The organism is Shewanella aegiceratis, assembly GCF_019457495.1.
Lineage (GTDB): Bacteria > Pseudomonadota > Gammaproteobacteria > Enterobacterales > Shewanellaceae > Shewanella > Shewanella loihica.
Genome location: NZ_CP080416.1, coordinates 4,084,212 through 4,106,892 on the forward strand (window position 1 = coordinate 4,084,212; position 22,681 = coordinate 4,106,892).

The 22,681-nt window shown below is 54.8% G+C and carries 21 protein-coding genes; 6 read left to right on the plus strand and 15 right to left on the minus strand.

What is annotated here, in order from left to right:
* Positions 1 to 10: 10 nt before the first annotated feature.
* Complete coding sequence (gene rsmH, locus K0H80_RS17710; RefSeq protein WP_011867257.1) at positions 11 to 952, minus strand: 16S rRNA (cytosine(1402)-N(4))-methyltransferase RsmH; 942 nt, start codon at positions 950 to 952, stop codon at positions 11 to 13.
* 33 nt (positions 953 to 985) lie between these two features.
* Positions 986 to 1,444, minus strand: a complete 459-nt coding sequence (mraZ, locus tag K0H80_RS17715; protein WP_011867258.1) for a division/cell wall cluster transcriptional repressor MraZ — start codon at positions 1,442 to 1,444, stop codon at positions 986 to 988.
* 414 nt (positions 1,445 to 1,858) lie between these two features.
* Here mraZ and K0H80_RS17720 point away from each other — a divergent pair, with 414 nt between their 5' ends.
* The 3 genes from K0H80_RS17720 (at position 1,859) to K0H80_RS17730 (ending at position 4,155) form a co-directional block, all read left to right on the plus strand.
* Positions 1,859 to 2,569, plus strand: coding sequence for a peptidase (locus tag K0H80_RS17720; protein ID WP_220072440.1), 711 nt, complete (start codon positions 1,859 to 1,861; stop codon positions 2,567 to 2,569).
* On the plus strand, positions 2,566 to 3,681 hold the full coding sequence (locus K0H80_RS17725; protein ID WP_220072441.1) for a 2Fe-2S iron-sulfur cluster-binding protein: 1,116 nt from the start codon (positions 2,566 to 2,568) through the stop codon (positions 3,679 to 3,681). The genes K0H80_RS17720 and K0H80_RS17725 overlap by 4 nt, the downstream gene beginning before the upstream one ends.
* 165 nt (positions 3,682 to 3,846) lie before the next feature.
* Positions 3,847 to 4,155 (plus strand): hypothetical protein, encoded by a 309-nt coding sequence (locus tag K0H80_RS17730; RefSeq protein ID WP_220043511.1) that lies wholly within the window; start codon positions 3,847 to 3,849, stop codon positions 4,153 to 4,155.
* Between the two features lie 42 nt (positions 4,156 to 4,197).
* On the opposite strand, the gene glpK is transcribed toward K0H80_RS17730, so the two are convergent.
* The 7 genes from glpK to leuA form a co-directional block, all read right to left on the minus strand.
* Positions 4,198 to 5,694, minus strand: a complete 1,497-nt coding sequence (glpK, locus tag K0H80_RS17735) for a glycerol kinase GlpK (RefSeq protein ID WP_220072442.1) — start codon at positions 5,692 to 5,694, stop codon at positions 4,198 to 4,200.
* 11 nt (positions 5,695 to 5,705) lie between these two features.
* A complete protein-coding gene (locus K0H80_RS17740; protein ID WP_220072443.1) occupies positions 5,706 to 6,197 on the minus strand; it encodes a nuclear transport factor 2 family protein in 492 nt (163 codons plus the stop codon).
* A gap of 226 nt (positions 6,198 to 6,423) precedes the next feature.
* The gene (locus tag K0H80_RS17745) at positions 6,424 to 7,776 is read right to left on the minus strand and encodes an outer membrane protein transport protein (RefSeq protein ID WP_041406760.1); all 1,353 of its coding nucleotides are present in this window, start codon (positions 7,774 to 7,776) and stop codon (positions 6,424 to 6,426) included.
* Between the two features lie 566 nt (positions 7,777 to 8,342).
* Positions 8,343 to 8,948: a 3-isopropylmalate dehydratase small subunit gene (leuD, locus tag K0H80_RS17750; protein WP_220072444.1), complete on the minus strand. Its 606-nt coding sequence runs from the start codon at positions 8,946 to 8,948 to the stop codon at positions 8,343 to 8,345.
* 9 nt (positions 8,949 to 8,957) lie between these two features.
* A complete protein-coding gene (leuC, locus tag K0H80_RS17755; RefSeq protein ID WP_220072445.1) occupies positions 8,958 to 10,358 on the minus strand; it encodes a 3-isopropylmalate dehydratase large subunit in 1,401 nt (466 codons plus the stop codon).
* Positions 10,358 to 11,452, minus strand: a complete 1,095-nt coding sequence (leuB, locus tag K0H80_RS17760) for a 3-isopropylmalate dehydrogenase (protein WP_220072446.1) — start codon at positions 11,450 to 11,452, stop codon at positions 10,358 to 10,360. The genes leuC and leuB overlap by 1 nt, the downstream gene beginning before the upstream one ends.
* Before the next feature lie 55 nt (positions 11,453 to 11,507).
* Complete coding sequence (leuA, locus tag K0H80_RS17765; RefSeq protein WP_011867268.1) at positions 11,508 to 13,079, minus strand: 2-isopropylmalate synthase; 1,572 nt, start codon at positions 13,077 to 13,079, stop codon at positions 11,508 to 11,510.
* A 581-nt stretch (positions 13,080 to 13,660) separates the two neighbouring features.
* Between leuA and K0H80_RS17770 the strand changes: the two genes are divergently transcribed.
* Positions 13,661 to 15,346 (plus strand): tetratricopeptide repeat protein, encoded by a 1,686-nt coding sequence (locus K0H80_RS17770; RefSeq protein ID WP_220072447.1) that lies wholly within the window; start codon positions 13,661 to 13,663, stop codon positions 15,344 to 15,346.
* Between the two features lie 69 nt (positions 15,347 to 15,415).
* Here K0H80_RS17770 and recQ read toward each other — a convergent pair whose 3' ends face one another.
* Positions 15,416 to 17,248, minus strand: coding sequence for a DNA helicase RecQ (recQ, locus tag K0H80_RS17775; RefSeq protein WP_220072448.1), 1,833 nt, complete (start codon positions 17,246 to 17,248; stop codon positions 15,416 to 15,418).
* A gap of 238 nt (positions 17,249 to 17,486) precedes the next feature.
* On the opposite strand from recQ, the gene K0H80_RS17780 reads away from it, so the two are divergent.
* The gene (locus tag K0H80_RS17780; RefSeq protein ID WP_220072449.1) at positions 17,487 to 17,951 is read left to right on the plus strand and encodes a thioesterase family protein; all 465 of its coding nucleotides are present in this window, start codon (positions 17,487 to 17,489) and stop codon (positions 17,949 to 17,951) included.
* A gap of 156 nt (positions 17,952 to 18,107) precedes the next feature.
* Entirely contained in the window at positions 18,108 to 18,995 is an 888-nt protein-coding gene (gene rarD, locus K0H80_RS17785; RefSeq protein ID WP_220072450.1) for an EamA family transporter RarD, read from the plus strand.
* Here rarD and K0H80_RS17790 read toward each other — a convergent pair.
* From K0H80_RS17790 to radC, 5 genes are all read right to left on the minus strand, one after another.
* Entirely contained in the window at positions 18,966 to 19,505 is a 540-nt protein-coding gene (locus K0H80_RS17790; protein ID WP_220072451.1) for a hypothetical protein, read from the minus strand. The genes rarD and K0H80_RS17790 overlap by 30 nt on opposite strands.
* A 186-nt stretch (positions 19,506 to 19,691) precedes the next feature.
* Positions 19,692 to 21,014 carry an amino-acid N-acetyltransferase gene (gene argA / locus K0H80_RS17795; protein WP_144201702.1) on the minus strand — a complete coding sequence of 441 codons (1,323 nt, stop codon included), beginning with the start codon at positions 21,012 to 21,014 and terminating at the stop codon, positions 19,692 to 19,694.
* 324 nt (positions 21,015 to 21,338) lie between these two features.
* A complete protein-coding gene (rpmG, locus tag K0H80_RS17800; RefSeq protein ID WP_007651290.1) occupies positions 21,339 to 21,512 on the minus strand; it encodes a 50S ribosomal protein L33 in 174 nt (57 codons plus the stop codon).
* 6 nt (positions 21,513 to 21,518) lie between these two features.
* Positions 21,519 to 21,755, minus strand: coding sequence for a 50S ribosomal protein L28 (rpmB, locus tag K0H80_RS17805; RefSeq protein ID WP_011867275.1), 237 nt, complete (start codon positions 21,753 to 21,755; stop codon positions 21,519 to 21,521).
* Positions 21,756 to 21,878: 123 nt separating this feature from the next.
* Positions 21,879 to 22,556 carry a RadC family protein gene (gene radC / locus K0H80_RS17810; RefSeq protein ID WP_220072452.1) on the minus strand — a complete coding sequence of 226 codons (678 nt, stop codon included), beginning with the start codon at positions 22,554 to 22,556 and terminating at the stop codon, positions 21,879 to 21,881.
* Positions 22,557 to 22,681 lie beyond the last annotated feature (125 nt).

Below are 22,681 nucleotides of genomic sequence, written 5' to 3' on the forward strand. Positions count from 1 at the left end.
CTCGACAGGATTAGTAGTCTAATCGCTCGGCAACCCGCAATACTGAGCTACGCGCCCTGGCATTACGGTCAATTTCCTCGGCAGACGGCTTAATCGCCTTACCCACGGCCTTGAGTAATCGTGTCTTATTTATTTCAGCCTCGGTCAGCGGTAACCCGTGGGGCACTGACTCACCTTGGCTATGGCGGCGAATAAAACGCTTCACCATACGGTCTTCCAGCGAATGGAAGCTGATCACCGATAGACGTCCCTGGGGCGCCAATACGGTAACCGCTCCTTCCAGCGCCTGATCGATCTGCTCCAGCTCGCTGTTGATATAGATACGGATCGCCTGGAATACGCGGGTCGCCGGATGCTTGTTACGCTCCTTGCTCTTGCTCACACGGGCGATCAGATCCGCCAGCTCCTTGGTGCGCAAGAAAGGCGTCTTATCTCGGTCGGCGGCGATGCAGCGAGCGATATGACGGGCGTTCTTCTCCTCGCCATAGGTCTTAAATACCCAGGCCATATCTTCTATCTCGGCGCGGGCCAGCCACTCGGCGGCGGTCTCTCCCTGGGAGTTATCCATGCGCATGTCCAGCGGACCGTCACGCAGGAAGCTAAAGCCGCGCTCGGCATCGTCTAGCTGAGGGGAAGAGACGCCAAAATCGAACAGAATGCCGTCGATCTTGCCTCTGAGGCCGAGATCGTCGACATATTGGGCCAGCTGGCCAAAACCACCATGAACGATAGAGAAACGCGCATCATCGGCAAATTGCTCTGCGGCGGCGATCGCCTGAGGATCGCGGTCGATGGCTATCAGGCGACCATTAGGGCCCAATTGCTTGAGCACTTCACGAGAGTGTCCGCCGCGGCCGAAGGTGCCATCGATATAGATGCCCTCTGGCTTGATGTTGAGTCCGGCTACCGTTTCCGTCAGCAGCACGGATAAATGCGCAAATTCTTGAGTCATCGCTCTCTTCTTTAACTTATGGTTATTCTCTTATCACAAAGAGAAGTCCGCCAAACGCTCACTATTGGCAAAGGCATCGCTTTGAATCGTTTCACGGCTAAGTTCAATCTGTTGCTGCCAGGCCGCCTCATCCCACAGCTCAAACTTGTTCAATTGCCCCACCAGCATGGCATGCTTGTCCAGATTGGCATATTGGCGTAGCGGTGGGGGCAGTAGCAGGCGACCATTGCTGTCTAACTCGCACTCATGGGCGTAACCGAGTAACAAGCGCTTCATGGCGCGTTCTGGTCCCTGGGTATCCGACAGCAGTAACAGCTTGGCTTCTATCGCTTTCCAAGCCTCGAGTGGATAGATGAGCAAACAGGCGGCATCGAAATCGACCGTGATCACCAGCTGGCTGTTAAAATCGACGTGCAGGCGCTCGCGGTATCGCTTTGGGATCGCGATCCGGCCTTTGGCGTCAAGATTAATAGCACTCGCTCCACGAAACACGTTAGCTCGTCCTTGTTTTTCTGGTTAATAGATCCACAAATATCCACAATTTCCCACAAATGCTAAGTTTAGAGATAGTGTGCAAGCATTGTCAAGGGATGCCACCATTTATAAAGCCAGTATTCAAGCGGGTTCGCAGCCAGTTTGTAAATTTGTAACTACAGCCAAACCAGGGACAATTTGTGGGAATTTCAGGGTCAAATATGTTGAAAAAACAAACAGAAGTGGAGGACCTACAGGCTTTAGTGGATCGATAAGTGGATCGCCGTCCCAAATTCAGGCCATGATCTGTGGGATCGGCGCGAGCAGATGAAACCGACGCGTCTGTTCGACCCTAAGCAGTTGGAGTCACGCCCATTATGCCTTGCCCAAAGGCAGCTTGATCCCTATGATGGCCAATAAAAACACAAAATCATGCTAACACCCAAACAGAGCCGCTGGCTTCGAAAATCACACAAATGGTTGACCCTGTTCATGGGGGCACAACTCCTCATCTGGTTAATTTCCGGCCTTTATATGGTGATCATGGATATCGACTATATCCATGGCGATCATCTCGTTGACGAGTCCAGGCTCACGCTGGACGCTAGTCAGCTAACCATATCGCCCGAGGCGATCCTCTCACGCTATCCCGAGGCCAATAGACTAGAGCTACTCCCTACAGCCCTTGGCCCTGTCTATAAACTCAGGCTCGACGGCAAAGCTCTCTATCTCTCGGGCCAAAATGGCGAGCCGCTCGAGCCGCTAACCCAGCAGGATGCGATGCAGCTTGCCCGCCTGCTCCATCCCGGCTCACTGTCTAATGCCAGCAGTGAGCTGTTAACCAAATCTGCACCGGCCGAGATCGGTGGACGAGGCCTGCCCCTGTGGCAGATAAACCTTAACGATGCCTTCGACTCGCGCCTCTACATCTCGGCCAGCAGCGGCGAGTTGTTGGCCAAGCGCCATGACTTCTGGCGCCTGTTCGACCTCATGTGGATGCTGCACATCATGGACTATGACACTAGGGAAGATGTGCACAATCCACTATTGACCGGCTTTAGTCTGCTGGCACTATTGACGGCGCTTTCCGGCGCCCTGCTACTGCTCATCGCCTTTAAACGGGGCGAGGAGGAGCCAGCATGAGACTTAGCATGATTAGCGCAAGAAGTTTACATCGCATCCTGGGACTCATAGTCGGCATACAGCTGATCATCTGGACCCTGACCGGCCTGGCCTTTAACCTGATCGATGAGCAGCTGTTAGATGCCAATACCATGCGCGCCAAGCCTGGTAACCAAGCGCAAAACAGCGTCAGGTTAATTCAACCGACGGTGACGCTAGCAGAAATTACTAATCAACAGACAAATAAGAACGCTGAGCAATTAAGCCTTAAGGGTGTCGAGCTCGCCACGCTACTAGAGCGCCCGGTCTATCGCCTGAGGACGAGCGCCGGCACCCTCGCCTATTGGGGCGATACCGGCGAGGCGGTGAACTTGAATAACGAGCAGCTGATACGGCTCGCCCGGCAGAGTTATTTAGGGGAAGCTAGGCTCTCCTCGCCCATTGTCGATAAAGAAGCAGCGCAGCGCTATGGCGGCAACCCGGCCTTCTACCGCTTCGATACCCAGGATGAGCTAGGCACGCAGATCTTCATCGACGGCCAGAGCGGTCTGGTCAAGGCCCACGAAAACCAGGGCTCGCGATTCAAGCAGCTGCTCTTCATGCTGCACTTTATCGACTATTTCCCGAATAATGGCGTTAGCTTCAATCACCTGGCGACCCAGCTGATTGCCTTCGCCGCCCTGCTGCTCGGCCTCAGCGGCACCTGGGTGCTAACGCGCAAACTGGCCGCCGGTGACTATTTCAGCTGGCAGACAAATAAAAGCGCAGACAAGGGGGAGCGGCAGCTAACCTTACTCTCACCGGACGGCGAACCACTCGAAAGCCTCATACTGCCCCCTGGCAATCTGCTGGATAACCTTAACCACGACAGAATTCGCATCCCCAGCCAGTGTGGCGGTGGTAGTCAGTGCGGCATGTGCCGCGTCCGCTTCCTGGAGCAGGCGCCGCAGGCAACCGTCGAAGAGCAAGCCCGCCTCAAGCAGGAACATTTAGCCCAGGGTATTCGCCTCAGCTGTCAGCATAACTGCCACCAAGGCAAGATAGCGCTCACCAGCCGCGCCCAGCTTAGGTTTTGGCAGAAGGCACAGAGTGATGCCGAGCAGGCAGTGAGTCCGGCTCAGGCCTCCTCGTAAACGAAAGCAGCCCTGGAGAACGACAGAAGCCCTCTTGACCAAAGCTGCCCTTCTGAACGAAACGGCCACTTTGAACGAATATAGCGAACAAGATGTCTAAATTTTAAGCAGAAGCGGCCGATAAATAGGTTAGAGGAGTTACACCTAACCTAAAGAGGAGGAGAGATGGTTGCCCTAGATAGCCTGTACGCCATGTTAGCCAGACCGGTACAACGTGCGATAACACGTAAGCGCGTGGTGGATCAGACTGAACACATAGATGCCATCCATGCCGACAGTCATGAGGCGCCCCAGTCGCAGCTGCCGCCCCATCTGGAACGTCGTCGCCAGACTGACAGGCGCATCAACCCCAGACCCGGACGCGACGATCGCCGCGGCCAGGCGAGACGCCTACAGGCCCAGAAACAGGCCGAAGAAGAGGCCGAAAAGGAAGCGCTGGACTCACCACTGCCCCGCATCGATATCGACGTTTAATATCGATGCCTAATATCAACGCCTAATATCAGCGTCTAGCGATTAGCCCACAGATTCATTGGTCACCTGAGCGACCGCGCGTTTCCATCCAAGATACAAGGCTTCACGTTCATCGTCAGCGATGGCTGGCTTAAAGCAGCGCTCCACGCCCGCCTTGTGTTTCAATTCGGCTGTCGATTGCCAAAAGCCTACCGCGAGTCCCGCCAGGAAAGCCGCCCCCATGGCCGTGGTTTCCGTCACCTTAGGCCGCTGCACCTCGACATCGGTAATATCCGCCTGAAACTGCATCAGAAAATCGTTGGCGACCGCGCCACCATCCACCTTGAGCTGTTTCAGCTGCACGCCACTGTCTTTGGTCATGGCATCAAGCAGATCCCGGCTTTGATAAGCAATCGCCTCGAGGGCGGCGCGGATGATATGGTTGCGATTCGCTCCCCTGGAGAGGCCGACCAAGGCACCGCGGGCACTGGCATCCCAATAGGGCGCCCCCAGTCCCACGAAGGCCGGTACCAGATACACGCCGTTGTTGTCGCTGACCTTAAGGGCAAAATATTCCGTGTCCTGGGCGTCGCGGATCAGCCCCAGCTCATCGCGCAGCCACTGAATGGTGGCGCCGCCCATGAATACCGAGCCCTCCAGGGCATAGTTGACCTCGCCCTTAGGCCCCACGGCTATGGTGGTCAACAGGCCATGATTAGATTGCACCGCCTGCAAACCTGTGTTCATCAACAGGAAGCAGCCTGTGCCATAGGTGTTCTTGGCCATCCCCTCGTCGATACACAGCTGACCGAACAGGGCCGATTGCTGATCCCCCGCCATTCCGGCCACGGGGATCTCGCCCCCCTCCCCGGCAATTCTGGTCTTGCCGTATACGGCACATGAAGGTTTCACCTCGGGCAGGATACTCGCGGGAATTTCCAGCGCCTCGAGCAACACAGGATCCCAGGCCTGCTGATGTATGTTGTACAGCATGGTGCGCGAGGCATTGGTGGGGTCGGTCACATGCACCTTACCCTCGGTAAGTTTCCACACCAGCCAGGTATCTATGGTGCCAAACAGCAGCTCGCCGGCCTCGGCCTTCTCTCTGGCGCCCTCGACATTGTCGAGGATCCAACGGATCTTGGTGGCCGAGAAATAGGGGTCTAACACCAGGCCAGTATTCTGCCGGATGTAATCCTCATAGCCCGCCTCCCTCAGGGATTCACACAGGGGTTGGCTGCGGCGACACTGCCAGACGATGGCGTTGTAGATGGGTTTACCCGTGCTTTTGTCCCACAGAACAGTAGTTTCACGCTGATTGGTGATGCCGATGCTGGCGACCTCGTCGCTGTGGATCCCCGCCCTAGCGAGGGCCTCGATCAGGGTCGAGCTCTGGGAAGCCCAGATCTCCATGGGATCGTGTTCCACCCAACCCGCCTTAGGATAGATCTGGGAAAACTCTCGCTGGGAGATGGCGACGACATTGGCGTCGTGATCGAAGATGATGGTACGCGAACTGGTCGTGCCCTGATCGAGTGCGATGACATACTTCTGTTGCACGAACGCCTCCGCTACTGCTGGTTAGGCTGATTCGGATCGAGCTCTGGCTCAGGCTCAACTTGTTCGGCGGCCTCTAACTGCTCGTCACAGGCGTGGGCGGGCAGATACCAAAACTCGGCTATCTTACCGTCCTGCACGCGGAAATTACCTATGCTGCACTGGCTGAGTTGCTCACCATCGTTCTCCCAGGTCACACGCTCTACCGTGCTGACATAGTGAGAAGAGTCGATCAGCTCGAGTATGGTGGCCTGGGCGCCGGTGAGGGTCTCGAAATAGTCTGTCATGGCGGCGCCAAATTGCGCCTTATCCGAGGTTTCAACCTCTATCTTGCTGCCAGAGATATGCATCCAGCGCACATCGTCCGACACATGGGTCAGCATTTTCTCGACACTGTGCTGGTTATAGGCGTCGATAAACCCTTTCACCACTTGCGTCGCACTCGGGTCGGCGAAGGCCGATATCGGCAGTAATGCTATGCTTGCAGCCAGAAGATAGGGTTTCATGGGACACCTCTTATTGTTGGTTCATCGCGCCTATCGCCCCGCTCTGTTGGCTGTGGGGCAATAGTGGATCGATTAGCGCTAAAAATATGTTGATAATTAGACGAATATAATCCGATGAAGTTCAGATAGCCAACAAATATTCAGATAAAAAAATGCCCCACATAGGTGAGGCATTTTCGTTTAACTTAACTAGCCCTTGGGCTTTAAGTTGCACTAGGGCATTAAGTTACATCTTGTAGCTTAACTGAGCGCCCAGCAACCAGACATCGCCACCCGCTTCACCGTTAAAGCTCACCTGAGCCAGGTTCATCAGGTTCATGGTCTCGTTGATCGGCGCATCACCGTGGGCCTTGATGTAAGTCACGGCAAAGTCCAGGGTCAGGTTCTTAGAGGCTTGATAGCCAGCACCCGCACTGAACCACAGACGGTCTGAATCGGGGATAGTGATGGTGCGATACTCATCTTCTACCGCCGTCTTATCCAGCGCCACACCACCTCGTACCAGCCACTTATCGCTTAGCTGATAGCTGGTGCCTAGGGCGAAACGCCAGTTGTCTTTAAAGTTCTCAACCTTCACCAGGTCCGACTCCAGGCCGCCAACAGGCTTCTGCTCGCCTGGGAAGTAAGCCACCAGTTGATCGAACACGCTCCACTGGGTCCAGTTAATGCTGGCATGCATCGCCCAGTTGTCGGTGAGCTGATGGTAAGAGGCCAACTCGGCAAAGGCTGGTAGCTCGAGTGGCATATAACCCTCGATCTCCACATCCTGACCACCGTTGTAGATCAGGCCAGAGGCATGACCGTCGAGTTCCAGCTCGACGCCACTGTGATAGGCCAGACCGATACGGTGCGCCGGGTTGATCTGCCAGCTGGCACCCAGCTGCCAACCGTAGCCAATATCATCGCCTTCCATCGATTTCAGGCTGGTGCCACCTGGTGGTAGTGCGCCTGCGATCTCGGCAGGCAGAGTAGGGATCGCCTTGATGCCATCGACCCAAGCCGGCGTAGAGGCGCCAATCTTACCTTCGCCATAGACGATACGCAGGCCCGCACCGACAGAAACGGCCTCAGACACCTTGTAAGCCAGATTTGGATTAAACTCCACAGTGGTCACTGAGGTTTCTTTACCAAAGATAGCGGTAGGATGGGTGCTCGGCACCTCGGTCGCCAGACCATAGTTAGAGTTGACCGCTAAACCCCAGGTCCACTGGTCGTTAAGCTGGTTTGAGTAGTAGAAGTTAGGCACCAGGGCGTCGTCAGCCACATCCAGGGCATCGGCGTTCATGGTCACGCCCTGAGGCCCTAACACAGGTGAAGCCAGCGTCACGTCACCCTCTACGTCGACGTTTGGCATTACATAGATACCACCAAGCGACAGCTGACGTCCCTCGAGGTAGGTCAACATAGCAGGGTTGCGCGCCTGAGCAGCGGCGTTGTCGGCCATGGCCGCCTCACCCGCAAAGGCACGGCCTAGACCCGTGGCAGAATATTCGGCAAGTTGAAATCCAGCGGCCTGAACTTGAGATAGCGGCGTGGCGATGGCAGCAACTACAGCTAAAGATAAAATATGCTTCTTCATCATGGCTCTCTTGTTATTATGACAACCTAGAGCAAAGGCTCCAGATATTGAGTGAGCCGCAGTCTACTGATGCAGAATATCTTTACAAGCAAATAATGAATTTAAGCGAATAATGCTGGCTAAAACGCCTAAATAGCATACAAAAACCAGCCAAAACCGACTTTTAAACGCCAAGTAAAGTACAAAAATGTGATCCACGTTCACTTAATGGAGTTTGCAAAAATCAACAACCCAAAACAAAGAACAACAATATCAACCAATTAGAATAAAGGTGTTTGATTAACACCTGTACGCCTGAAAATCCCAAAATCACCAGCATAAATCACTAGCCCATTGCGCATATGGCTAGCGAACGGCAAAATACCGCATTAACCAACTGAAAAATATAGACTTAACAAGATTAATTGCCACTAATGTAAACAAAAAGCCGACCACAGCAAACTGCGATCGGCTCTATTCGATAACCCTAAGGTACAGATGTACGCCTAATTTCTAGTACGTCAAACGCCTAAAGCGTCTAATCCCTAAAACATGTATCGGGCGCAATGAGTTAAGCCTTCTTAGCATTAGGTGCGCCAGCTGGGGATCTCGGCCTCATAAGCCGCTATCGCCTCGCCGTAACCCAGGCTGATGCCTATGGCATCCAGGCCGTTTAGCAGGTTATGGCGAGCCGACGGGGCAATATCGAAACTAAAGCTTGCCCCAGAAGGTGAGGTCACAGTCTGGACCTGCAGATCCACGCTCACCTGAGCCCCCTCTTCTGCTTCAACCTCCTGCATCAATTGCACCACCTCCGCCTCGGTGAGGCGAACCGGCAACAGGCCGTTGTTGATGGCGTTGCCATAGAAGATATCGGCAAAACTTGGCGCGATGATCACCTTGAGGCCAAAATCGGCCAGGGCCCAGGGCGCATGTTCGCGGCTCGAGCCACAGCCAAAGTTCTCCTTAGCCAGCAAGATAGAGGCTCCCTGGTAACGGGGCAGGTTCAGGCTGAACTCTGGATTAGGCTGATCGCCGGCGTCATCCAGATAACGCCAGTCGTGGAACAGGTGAACCCCAAAGCCATCACGGGTGACCTTAGAGAGAAATTGCTTAGGGATGATCTGATCCGTATCGATATTGGCACTGTCGATGATCACCGCAAGCCCTGTGTGTGTGGTAAATGGTTGCATCGCTCCCTCCTAGTATGGCTTGCGAATATCGACGAAATGACCGGCAATCGCCGCTGCGGCGGCCATGGCAGGGCTCACCAGATGAGTGCGGCTACCGCGACCCTGACGACCCTCGAAGTTACGGTTACTGGTCGAGGCGCAGCGATCCCCCGCCTCTAGCCTGTCATCGTTCATCGCCAGACACATGGAGCAACCCGGCAGACGCCATTCGAACCCGGCGTCGATAAAGATCTTATCCAGGCCTTCTGCCTCCGCCTGCTCCTTCACCAAGCCTGAGCCCGGCACCACGATAGCCGTGACACCGGCGGCCACTTTACGCCCCTTGGCCTGCTGAGCCGCCGAGCGCAGATCTTCGATGCGCGAGTTGGTACAGGAGCCGATAAACACCTTGTTGATGCTCACATCTGTCATCTGAGTGCCAGGGGTGAGCGCCACATACTCCAGCGCCTTCTCGATACTCGCCTTCACTGTCGGGTTTGTCTCATCCTCTGGGTTAGGCACACACTGATCGATCGCCACCACCTGGCCTGGGTTAGTGCCCCAGGTCAGCTGAGGCGCGATATCGCTCGCCTCCAGCACCACATGGGCATCGAACACGGCATCCTCGTCAGACTTCAGCGCCTTCCAGACGGCGACCGCCTGCAGCCAAGCTTCGCCCTTAGGCGCAAATTCACGGCCTTCTAGGTAATCAATGGTGGTCTGATCCGGCGCTATCATGCCCGCCTTGGCACCCATCTCGATCGCCATGTTACAGACTGTCATGCGCCCTTCCATCGACAGGGCGGCAATCGCCTCGCCGCAGAATTCCACCACATAACCCGTGCCGCCATCCATGCCTATCTTGCCTATGATAGCCAGCACGATATCTTTGGCGGTGATCCCATCGGCAACCTGGCCGCGCACCTCAATCTTCATGGTCTTGGCTTTCAGCTGGCGCAGGGTTTGGGTGGCCATCACATGCTCCACCTCAGAGGTGCCGATACCGAAGGCCAAGGCGCCGAAGGCGCCATGGGTCGCCGTGTGCGAGTCGCCGCACACAATCACAGTGCCCGGCAAGGTGATGCCAAGCTCGGGGCCCATCACATGGACAATCCCCTGATTCTTATGATGAATATCGTATAAACGCACACCAAACTCTTTACAGTTTTGTGCCAGCGTCTCCACCTGAGTGCGCGCCATGGGGCTGAGTGCATCCAGGCTGGCGCTCTTGGTCGAGGTGTTGTGATCCATGGTGGCAAAGGTCTTCTCTGGCGCCCTTAATTTACGGCCGGCGACTTTCAGGCCGCTGAAGGCCTGGGGCGAGGTCACCTCATGCACCAGATGGCGATCCACATAGATAAGCGGCGCCTCTCCTTCGGGGGCTGCTACGATATGGCTGTCCCATACCTTTTCATACAATGTCTTCGCCATTAGTTTGCCTCTCTGACTGCTTGGGCAATATAGTCGCCCATCTCGCGGGTTGATTTTGCCTTGTCACGCTGATCTGCGGGCAAGAGTTCTCCAGTTAGATAGCCATCGCTCAATGCCTTGGCGACCGCATCTTCAATCGCCTTAGCCGCCGCTTCTTCCTTGAGGCTGTGGCGCAAAAGCAGCGCCGCAGACAGGATCTGTGCGATCGGGTTGGCAATGCCTTGACCGGCGATATCCGGCGCGCTACCGCCTGCGGGTTCATACAGACCAAAGCCATCGCTGTTGAGACTCACCGATGAAAGCAAGCCCATGGAGCCGGTCAGCATAGCGATCTCATCTGAGATGATGTCGCCAAACAGGTTAGAGCAGAGCATCACATCGAAATCGAAGGGACGACGCAGCAGTTGCATGGTGGCGTTGTCGATATAGATATGTTCCAGCTCCACATCCGGGAACTCCTTGGCCACCTCTTCGACCACTTCGCGCCACAACACAGAGCAGGCCAGTACGTTGGCCTTATCCACTGAGGTCACCTTCTTGCGACGGCCCCGAGCAGCCTCGAAGGCGATCTTGGCGATACGGCGCACCTCACGGCGACTATAGCGCATGGTGTCGAAGGCCTCTTCCTGCTCGCCCTCGCCCTGTCGCCCCTTGGGCTTACCGAAGTAGATGCCACCGGTCAGCTCGCGCACGCAAAGCACATCGAAGCCCTGGGCCGAGATGTCGCTACGCAGCGGCGACATATGCTCCAGGCCGACGTGTAGCTTGGCCGGACGCATGTTACAAAACAGCTCGAAGTGTCCCCGTAGCGGCAGTAGGGCGCCACGCTCTGGCTGATCGTTGGGGGGTAGATGCTCCCACTTAGGGCCACCTACCGAGCCGAACAGGATAGCGTCGGCCGCCTCGCAGCCCTTCAAGGTCGACTCGGGTAGCGGACAACCATGATTGTCGATGGCCGTGCCGCCCACATCATATTCGCTATACTCAATATCCAACGAGAAACGCTCTTCCACCGCCTTTAGCACCTTGCGTGCTTCGGCCATAACCTCAGGGCCGATCCCATCACCGGCCAATACCGCGACTTGATAACTCATACCTCAAGTGACTCCCTGCAATTAATTGTCTTTATGCTGTTTAATTAAAAATTGGTTATACGCCGCCCAACTCGGTGCGCGCCTGTTTTAACTTATGCTTGTTCTCGGCCACCTTGTCGGCGCGCCAGGTCAGATTCATCACGTGGATCAGCGCCGCTGCCGAGGCCTCGACCACATCGGTCGCCAGGCCCACACCGTGGAAGCTCTGATCATGATACTTGGCGGTGATATCCACCTGTCCCAGGGCATCTTGTCCTTGGCCCTTGGCGCTAAGTTGATAGCTGCTGATGTTGATCTCACAGCCGCTGGCGCGGGCAATCGCCTTGTAGGCCGCATCGACTGGTCCGTTACCCGTTGCCGCCTCGGTCACCGCCTTCCCGTCTATGCTTAGGGTTACTGTTGCGGTGGCCTGTCCCTGAGTCGAATCTGAGTGCACCACCAGCTGCTGCAAGCCATAGTGGTTTTCATCTTCCGCCTGGGCCTCCACGTACACCAAGGCCTCCAGATCATAGTCGAACACCTGCCCCTTCTTATCCGCCAGCTTCAGGAAGGCCTCGTACAGGGTGTCCATGTCATAGTCTTGCTCGCCATAGCCCATCTCTTCCATACGATGTTTGATCACGTGGCGGCCGGAGCGTGAGGTCATGTTCAAGTTGTTGCGGTTCAGACCAATACTCTCTGGCGTCATGATTTCATAAGTGTTTTGCGACTTCAGCACGCCGTCCTGATGGATACCCGAGGAGTGGGTAAAGGCGTTGGCGCCGACGATCGCCTTGTTTGCCTGTACCGGCATGTTACACAGCTGGCTCACCAGGTTAGAGGTGCGGTGGATCTCTTTGGCATTGATCCCCGTCTCCAGCCCCAGGCTGGCCTTGCGGGTAGCGATGATCATGGCGATCTCTTCCAGGGAGCAGTTACCGGCGCGCTCGCCGATACCGTTGACGGTACACTCGATCTGACGTGCCCCGTGCTGCACCGCGGTAATAGAGTTTGCCACCGACAAGCCCAAATCGTCGTGACAGTGCACTGATATCACCGCCTGATCGATATTCGGCACCCTATCGAACAGGTTTTGAATGATGCCGCCAAATTCGCTCGGCACCGTATAACCAACTGTGTCGGGAATGTTGATGGTCTTGGCGCCCGCCTTGATGGCGGCCTCGACCATACGGCACAGGTTATCTATGGGGGTACGACCGGCATCTTCACAGGAGAACTCCACATCGTCGGTGAAGCGGCGGGCATATTTCACCGCGCCAACCGCCATGTCCAACACCTGATCGAAGGAGCGCTTAAGCTTGCTCTCAACGTGTATGGTCGAGGTCGAGATGAAGGTATGGATACGAAACTGCTCCGCCACCGACAAGGACTGGGCCGCGGCGTCGATATCTTTCTCAAGCGCCCTGGCAAGCGCACAGACCCGGCTATTCTTGATGGTGCGGGCAATGGTCTGCACCGATTCGAAGTCCCCCGGTGACGAGACGGGAAACCCCACCTCCATGACGTCCACTCCCAGACGCTCGAGTGACAGTGCTATCTGTAGCTTTTCCTTAACCGTTAAACTCGCCGCTAATGCTTGCTCACCATCTCGTAAGGTCGTATCAAATATTATCACTCGGTTAGACATCTGGTTTCTCCATGGTACGTCTAGGCTCTAATTTTGGGTGTTCGTCGAATCCATAAACAAAAAAACCCCGCGTTGTTGGGCGCGGGGTTTATGAATGCTGAATGTGTTATTAAGCGTGCAACACTACATTCTCCGCGCAGGACCTGCGAGAATGAGAATAAGGAGGCTGAGGAGTGCACGGTTAATAGTCGTCATTGTATTCAGTAAAAGTAATTAATTATTCGTTTCGCTTCGAAAGATTGATTAATATTTAACGTGTGTCTGTTCAATAGTCAACCCCATATTTTTCATGTTTGCCACATTAGACCAGATAAAAATCTTGATTAACTGCGCAAATCTAACCATTTATTTGCTCACAAGAGTGACTAAGTGATTAAATTCAGCATACTAGGTCATTTGCCGAGCAATCCCTCTGATTCCAATCGCAGGCGCTATTTTTTATGCAATTGCTGATGAAAAATCAGTATAATGCCGCCAAAGGAAACAGAAACAGCACACTCGTTCCGGAGCTTTTAAAAATGGATTTTCGTCTCATAGTGTTAAGTCTCAGCCTCTGGCTGATCCCAGCTTATGGGGACACTATGACAGAGTTAGATGAGTTGGCCCAAACCGTCTACCAATATCCCAACAAGACACTGACACAGATCTCGGCGCTGGAACAACGCCTGGATCAGGAAGCCACGTCTGAAGAAAATCGTCTGCGCCTCTCGCTGCTCAAATGTGAGGCCTTCGTGCAGCTGGGCGAAAACGAGGCCGCCATCAACCTGGGCCGCATGAGTGAGGCCAAGGCCAAGTCGCTCAAGCTCAATCAACTCAGCCCCTATTTTCTCAACTGTATGGCCGCGGCCTATATCGATTATGGCGATCTCAGACAGGCGCTGACCCTGCTCGACTCGGCCATCTACCTCTCTCGCGAACAGCAACAACCCCAGTCCTTAGTCAACGGCCTGATGCTGCGCGGCAAGATAGATACCCATATCGAGAGCCAGAGCAGCGCGCTGGAAGACCTGCGCTTGGCTCAAGATATCTACCCGGATACCGAAAAGCAGAGACCTCAATGGCTCACCCCGCCGAGGCCCTATGTGCAACTGGCCATGGCCGAGCTGCTGCGAACCAAGGGCCTCTACAACCAGGCGTTCAACAATGCCAAGGGCGCGCTGGATAGCGAGCAGACCACGGGAAAGGTGAGGCTAACAGTGCTACTCACCCTGGCCAAGATCGCCCACTACAACCAAGAGGTGAAGTTCAGGGACGATATGGTGCTCGAGGCCAAGATCCTGCTGCCCGAACTCGCCACGGCGACCGAGCTAGCCGAGAGTTATACCCAGCTGGCGGAAATTGAATTTTTGCGGGGGAATGATAAGAGCGCCATTCAGCTGCTCAATATCGCCCTCAACACCTTCGACAAGCAGAAGAAGATCAACGACAGCCTGAGGGCCAATCGTCTACTGGCTAATATTCAATTGGCGAATGACGAGCAGGCCCTGGGGACAGAGCTGATGCAGAAGGCGATCGCCATCGGCGAGCGCACCAATCAGTTTGACGAGCTCGTCTATTGCTACGGCATCCTGAGCCGCTACTTTGCCGACATAGGCCAATACAAGGACGCCTATCAGTATCAGCTGAAACGCTTCGAGATGGCCCAGCGCAGCTATGAATTTCTTAAAGACACCCGACTACTGCAGATCAAGGCCCAATTGGGGCGCTATCAGCAGCTGGCCCAGGACAATCAGCCTAAGCCCATCAAGCTCGATGCCCACATCAGCGACAGCTATGGTCTTATCGGCATCCTGGTGCTCTTCCTGCTGCTGACGCTGTTTATTCTGCTCAACCGTATCAGAATGCCTAAGACGCCGCTGCAGGTAAGCCAGAGAGATGAGCCGATGAGCACCCAGGAGAAGATGGAGGCCCTGCTGACCAGCGCCAAGCAGATAGGTTTTCCTATCACCATCTTGCTGATCAACCCCAGTCATCTGGCCAAGGCCGATGTCGACAGGCTACTGACCCGTTTGTCACAAAAGATCCGCCAGCAGGATATCTTGCTGAGCACCAGCGCCGATCAGATATTGATCATGCTGCCCTTCACCTCGCTGGCGGGCGCCCAGCTTATCGCCCGTCAGCTGAGCGCCATCATAGAGCCACTACAAAATGGCGCCCGGGTTAACATGGGGATGGCGGTGATGCAGCATCACGACACCCTCTCCTCCCTGGTTAAAAGGGCCAGTGTCGATCAGCTGAGTAAGTACAGCGGGCAGCAGGCACACTAAGTCTGGTAGTATGCAGCGCCTGAATTTACAGAATCTTGGTAAGCCGAGCCTTAGTTAGCAAAATATTGGCTAGCTGCGGGTGAGGTAGTCGTTGATCTCGTCAAGAAACTCGCCGCCGAAACGATTCAGCTTGGTCTCACCCACGCCGTTCACCGCCAGCATCTCGCCGGGGCTGGTCGGCAGCATGGCCGCCATCTCCGCCAGCGTGGCGTCGTTAAATACCAGATAGGGCGGCACATCCAACTCTTCTGCCAGGCTGCGACGCAGCTGCTTCAGACGGGCAAACAACTTTCTGTCGTAGTTAATTGGCGCCCGGCTACTGCTGCGACGCTTCACATGTGTGGTGATGCTGATACGCGGCTCGGCGAGCTGCAACGGCAGCTCCCCCTTAAGCACGGCCCGCGCCTGGGGATTGAGCTTGATGGCCGAGCCTCTGGTGATATCCTGACTGGCGAAACCCAGGTGAATGATCTGGCGTATGATACTGAGCCAGAACTCATGGCTCTTCTCCTTGCCTATGCCCCAGGTCGACAACTTGTCGTGGCCACGGTCGACCACAGAGGCCGCCTTGGAGCCGCGCAGCACCTCGATAAGATGGTTCACACCAAACTTCTGCTGCAGGCGGAAGATGCAGGAGAGCACCTTCTGGGCATCCTCGACGCCATCGTACCGTTTAGGAGGGTCCAAGCAGATATCACAGTTTCCGCAGGGCTCGGACGCACTCTCGTCGAAGTAGTGCAGCAGCACCTGACGGCGACAGGTTTGCGCCTCGGCAAAGGCCGCCATGGTATTGAGCTTGTGGTACTCCACCTGTTGCTGCGGACCCGGCTCCTGCTGCTCGATGAGATGGCGCACCCGGCCGATATCGGCCGGGTCGAACAGCATGAAAGCCTCAGCATCCAGGCCATCACGGCCGGCACGGCCCGTCTCCTGGTAATAGGCCTCGACGCTCTTGGGAATATCGTAATGCACCACGAAGCGCACGTTGGACTTGTTGATCCCCATGCCAAAAGCCACGGTAGCCACCACGATATCTAATTGATCTTTGAGGAAACGCTCCTGAATATCGGCGCGCTCCTCTTGGGTCTTGCCCGCGTGATAGGCGTCGGCATGATAGCCCTGCATACGCAGGCGCTCGGCCACCTCATCCACCCGGCGACGACTACTACAGTAGATGATGCCACTGTTACCATTCTGCGCCTGGATAAACTGCCTGAGCTGATTGGCGGCGTTGAGCTTCTCCGCCACGGTATAACGAATGTTGGGGCGATCGAAGCTGGTGAGCAGCTCAAAGGGCGCTATGCCCAGTCGCTGGCAGATATCCTCCCGCGTCGCCTTGTCGGCAGTAGCCGTCAGCGCCATCATGGGCACCCGAGGAAACAGCTGCTTCAGCTGGCCCAGGGCCGCATATTCGGGGCGGAAGTCGTGCCCCCACTGGGAGATACAGTGAGCCTCGTCGATGGCAAACAGGGAGAGCGGCAGGTTATACAGACGCTCGATGAAGCTGTCGGTCAGCAGGCGCTCGGGTGACACATACAAGAGCTTGAGTTCGCCGTTATGCAGCTGGCGATAGATGGTCATGGCCTCTTCCCGCGACTGCGACGAGTTGAGGTAGGCCGCCGCCACGCCCATCTGTTTCAGGCTATCGACCTGATCTTTCATCAGGGAGATCAGCGGCGACACCACCAGGGTCAGCCCGGGCAAGACGAGTGCCGGCAACTGATAACACAGGCTCTTACCGCCGCCGGTAGGCATGATCACCAAGGCATCCTGGCCGCCGCAGACCTGCTCTATCACCTCACGCTGACCCGTCCTGAAGGTGCGATAGCCAAACACCGTCTGCAGGCAGGCGGCGAGCGGATCGCTATCGGTCACGTCGGGAGAAGTTAAGGCTAAGTCCATGGCACTCGGTAATCATTAATTTGGCCGCTTATTCTAATCAAGCCGGCTCGGCTTGTCTCATCTATCCGGGTATTAATTACCACCTCGCCCCCATCGATTGATGAAATTTTATCCGCAGGCTTGCCTCGCCCCGTGCATTAGCGATAGATTAAATGCTCTAACCATTAGGCTAACGAATGCCCAAACTTAACCCACTTGTCTCCAGCAAGCAGCGTAGGACAAAACAAGGAGTGCCCCTATGACGACGCCCATACAAGCGCAGACCCTGGCCAGCGTAGCCGATATCTTCGATACCAAGGTACCCTTTCATAACCTCTTGGGGATGGATATCAAGCGTTACGACCTGCAGGGCGTCGAGGTCGAAGTGAAGATGAAGAAAGACCTCATAGGCAACATTCATCAGCAGATCCTCCACGGCGGCGTGACCGCTACCGTGCTGGATGTAGTTGGCGGCCTAACGGCCTTCTCTGGCCTGGTGGCCAGCCGGGACGACTGGTGTTTAGACGATCTGCAGCAGCGCCTAAAAACCTTAGGCACCATAGATCTGCGTATCGATTATCTCAGGCCGGGGCGCGGCGAGATCTTTACCGGCACGGGCACAGTGATCAGGGCGGGTAACCGGGTATCCGTCTGCCGTATGGAGCTGCACAACGAGAAGGGCTCTCATATCGCCTTCGGCACTGGCACTTACATGGTGGGCTAGCCAGCTAATCCCCCTATAAATTACCGTCAATTTAGTGAGACGCGCTGGCAAGGGACAGCTCCAGCGCGAGGCGCGAAAAGAATGCTTATGGCCGCTTGAGTCACGCGGCTTAGGCGCCTACAATGCCACTCCCGCACTTTTTCTAAATCCTAAGCTATGGCCGATATTGAGTATCGTAAAGGGGTAGCGCTCGCCATCTGCGCCTACTGCCTCTGGGGCTTTGCTCCCCTCTATTTTAAGCTGCTAAACCATGTGTCGGCGACCGAGATCCTGCTGCATCGCGTGATCTGGTCCTTCGTCTTCATGTTGATCTTGATGCTATTTATCGGTGGCTTCGCCAAGCTACGTGCCCTGTTCCGGCAGCCCAAACAGCTTGGCGTGTTAGCGCTCACCTCGGTTCTGATCGCCGGCAACTGGTTGTTGTTCATCTGGGCGATCAACAATGATCATATGCTCGACGCCAGCCTGGGCTACTTCATCAACCCCCTTATCAACGTATTGCTGGGCATGGTGTTCCTGCAGGAACGTCTGCGTAAGCTACAGTGGGCGGCCGTATCACTGGCCTGCGCCGGCGTACTGATCCAATTGATCTCTTTTGGCTCGATTCCTGTTGTATCTCTGGGGCTTGCCGCCTCATTCGGCATCTATGGTTTGCTTCGTAAGAAGGTCAATGTCGACGCCAAGACGGGACTGCTGGTCGAGACGGCCATCTTAGTGCCTGTGGCACTGCTCTATCTGGCGATGAATCTCGATGGCACCAGCATCCTGGAAAACAGCTGGCAGATGAACCTGCTGCTGATGGCGGCTGGGATAGTCACCTCGATTCCCCTGCTCTGCTTTGCCGGCGCCGCTACGCGTATCCCATTGTCTATGCTAGGCTTCTTCCAATATATCGGCCCCAGCATCATGTTTATCATGGCCGTCAGCCTGTTTAACGAGCCCTTCGATCTCGAGAAGGGGATCACCTTCGCCTTCATCTGGAGCGCCCTGGTGATCTTTACCCTGGACCTGGCGTTAAAGAGTCGGCGTAAGCAGGCTAGCTAACAAAGCCTCCGGCTGCTCCAGACTCAAGATCAACAGATAGCCCTCGGTCGTCGGCAAAACCAATACCTGGCCGTCGCCGGTGACCGACAGTAGGGCCTTATCTGTCCTGTCGCTGGCATCTGCCAGCTTAAACCACCCCAGCGAATAACCCGGCATGCCCACGCCGTTGCTGCGATAGCTCAGTTTAGGCGCGTCATCTCCTCCCAAGCTGACGATTTTAGCCTCAGCCGGCACCAGGCTTTGACGCGGTAACTCGACCCGGTAGAGGGGAATATCCACCAGCATAGTGCTTGGTGTTAGGCGAACGCTGGTATCATGGGCCTTGTAGAACACCCAGGAGAGCAGGCCCAATACGGCGATCACCATCCCCGCAGAGGCATATTTTGCCTTCTTAGGTAAGGGCTTCACCATCAGCAAGACTAGCACCAAGGCGACACCCAGCAGCATAGACAGGAAGATCCCGCTGGTTGCCGAATCTAAGGTCGTAAGTTGAAAGACTTGAGTATCCATCTCTAAATATCCTCTTGAAACATTTGGGCATACAAGCAGATCATCCCTGAGCCCAACCCTAACATGAACCGATAACTTGAGTGTGGCGCTCTCGACATATTATGTCAAGAGTCGTTACTCTGAGTTAACTTGGACACACAAAAAGACCACCCCAAGGGTGGCCTCTTTCATCGGACGGGTTTAGCGTTATTGAAGATCTAAGGCGAGAATCTTCGACTTGCGCTGATAGTTATACAGCTGCTTCTTCTTGTTTGGCAAGGCATCGACCTCGACGATCTGGAAGCCATGCTCGAGGAACCAGTGAATGCTGCGGGTCGTCAGCGCAAACAGGCGGGCATAACCACGCACCTTGGCCTGACCTATGATGTTCTTCAGCAAGATGCTGCCGCGGTCGGCATCACGATAATCGGGATGCACCACCAGGCAGGCAAACTCTCCGGCATTGTCCTCCTCGAAGGGATATAGGGCCGCACAGCCGATCACCAAGCCATCACGCTCGATCAGCATAAACTGCTCTATCTCCATCTCCAGCTGCTCACGTGAGCGGCGCACCAAGACCCCTGCTTGTTCCAGCGGACGGATGAGATCCAAGACACCACCGATATCGGCAATGGTAGCTCTGCGCAGGCGCTCGGCACTCTCTGTCACTATCTGGGTACCGATACCGTCACGGGAGAACAGCTCCTGCAGCAGGGCGCCATCATCGAGATAGCTGACGAAGTGGCAGCGGGCCACGCCATTACGGCATGCATCTATGCTGGCCTGTAAGAAGGCCCGTGTGCCCACACACCAGTTGTCTTCATCGGTCAGCTCAGACAAGATGCGCTGGGCATCGGTCGGCATCAGCTCGGCGATCACCTCGCCATTACTGTCGAGTATCCCCTCCTTGGCACTGAAACCGATCATCTTGTCGGCCTTGAGCTTCACCGCGATCTGGGTCGCAACCTCTTCGGCGGTCAGGTTAAAACACTCTCCGGTCACCGAGGCCGCCACAGGCCCCAGAAGCACTATGCCGTGGTTGTCTAGCTGACGTCTGAGGCCCGCCACATCTATACGTCTCACCTTGCCACTCAGGCAGTAGTCGACGCCGTTGTCGACCCCTAAGGGCTGGGCTATCACGAAGTTACCGCTGACTACGTTGATCTGCGCCCCTTGCATCGGGGTATTGCTCAGGCTCATCGACAGGCGCGCGGTGATGTCCAGCTGCAGACCGCCCACCACCTGCTTGATCACCCGGAAGGACTCTTCATCGCTGATGCGCACCCCGTTGTAATACTCAGGGGAGAGATTATGCGCGGCCAAGGCCTCATCGATTTGCGGCCTGGCGCCATGCACCAGCACTATCTTGATACCCAGGCTGTGAAGCAGGGCAATATCGTTGATGATGGAGCGAAACTGACTCTGCGCCAGCGCCTCACCGCCCAACATGACCACAAATGTCTTGCCCCTGTGTGCATTCACATAGGAAGCAGAATGACGAAACCCCTCGACTAACTCAGTAGTGCGCACCCGCGTAACCTCAACAATAAATATGTGACAATATCGCCACCTAACGAATAACAAGCCGATTTTATTGCATTTAAATTCACATTGAAAGCATTTGTTATCATCGAAAGCGATATTTTTTCATTACAACGAGACAATCTGATTAAGCATAGCAGAACAGATTAAGATCAGAGGCTTAGGTAGAGGTCGGAATCCGTAGACGCGCAGTGCTATCACCTGGGTACCTGCCTAAAGAGTAAAAATGAGCTGGCCAACGCCATGGGGAAATTTAGGGCAAAAAAAAGCCCCTGCAATGAGGGGCTTTTTCCAAAAAACGTGAATCAAGAATTACTTGATTTTCGCTTCTTTGTAGATAACGTGCTGACGGATAACGGGATCAAATTTCTTGATCTCCATTTTTTCAGGCATGTTACGCTTGTTTTTCTCAGTCGTGTAGAAGTGACCTGTTTTAGCGCTAGAAACTAGCTTGATCTTCTCACGGTTACCTTTAGCTTTAGCCATGGCTTATTACACCTTCTCGCCGCGGGCACGAAGTTCAGCAACAACAACTTCGATACCTTTCTTATCGATAATACGCATACCTTTAGTAGATACACGTAGCTGTACGAAACGCTTTTCGTCTTCTAACCAGAAACGGTGGTTCTGTAGGTTAGGTAAAAAACGACGACGAGTCGCGTTCTTAGCGTGCGAACGGTTGTTACCAACCATCGGCTTCTTGCCAGTAACTTGGCATACTCTTGACATGTCAATCTTCTCCAAAAACAATTTAACGCTCGAGCATTAATGTACCTCGAATATGGCCGTCGCCCGAGGCACACAAAGAGGGCGCATTTTATACAGGATCTAAAATCAAAGATCAAGGGATATTCAATCTATCCATCCCCTCTCTGCAAACGAAACTATCTCACGATCGCCTACAACCATATGGTCTAGCAGCGAAACATCTATAGTCGCCAACGCGTATTTCAATCGCTCAGTAATTCGCCGATCAGCATGACTGGGCTCAGCCACCCCCGAGGGATGGTTGTGGCACACAATTACCGCTGCGGCTTTTTTCTCAAGCACTAGGCTTACCACTTCTCGTGGATAAACCGAGGCTGAATCTATGGTGCCACGGAACAATTCGACGAACTGAATCACCCTATGCTGACTATCGAGCAATAAGATGGCAAACACTTCGTAGGCACGATCCGCCAATTGTCTCATTAAATAGTCCCGAGTTAAATCAGGATCTGACAAAATCTTTCCTCTTTGTAGATTTTCTTGCGCGATCCGCTTGCTTAACTCGATGGCAGCCTGCAATTGAGCATACTTTACCGGGCCGATCCCCTGAATATCACACAGCTCACTCAAGGAGGCGTTAAAGAGCGCCCTGAGGCCACCGAAGTGGGTTAACATGACTCTGGCCAGGGACACGGCGCTTTGTCCCTTGAGGCCGTTTCTGAGCAGCACCGCCAGCAACTCGGCGTCAGAGAGTTGAGCGACACCGCTACGCAGCAGTTTTTCTCTGGGCCCCTCTCCCTGAGGCCAATCTTTGATTGCCATAAACACTCCTTGTCTCGGCGCCATCTGCACACCTAGGCTTTAGAGTATGGTCTAGTTTTTAAAAACTTGTATCCTCAACCTCAGCAGGATTGTGGTATGGTTAGCGGGCAAAATTAAACGCGATT